1 protein-coding gene is annotated in these 314 nt (G+C 59.2%); it reads right to left on the minus strand.

All coding sequences use genetic code 11. The features are described from left to right. Positions 1-248: peptide-methionine (S)-S-oxide reductase (locus EN818_RS31625; protein ID WP_210237338.1), on the minus strand; the 248-nt coding region annotated here is incomplete at its 3' end. Positions 249-314: the final 66 nt, after the last annotated feature.

A 314-nucleotide genomic window follows, 5' to 3' on the forward strand; every position in this document is an offset into this window, starting at 1 on the left:
GTGTAGTAGATCGCCGAACGATAGCTCATGCCGATGTCGTTGCCCTGGCGGTTCTTCGTTGTCGGATCGTGGATCTGGAAGAAGAATTCGAGCAGCGTGCGGAAACTTGTCCTGGCCGGGTCGAAGATGATTTCGATTGCCTCGGCGTGAGTGCCGTGATTGCGATAGGTCGCGTTGGCGACATCGCCGCCGCTGTAGCCGACCCGGGTTGAAACCACGCCGGGCAAGCGCCGGATCAGATCCTGCATGCCCCAGAAGCAGCCGCCGGCAAGGACCGCACGTTAGGATGAAGCCATGTCAAACCTCCTTTGGAT

Source organism: Mesorhizobium sp. M3A.F.Ca.ET.175.01.1.1 (assembly GCF_004791945.1).
GTDB lineage: Bacteria > Pseudomonadota > Alphaproteobacteria > Rhizobiales > Rhizobiaceae > Mesorhizobium.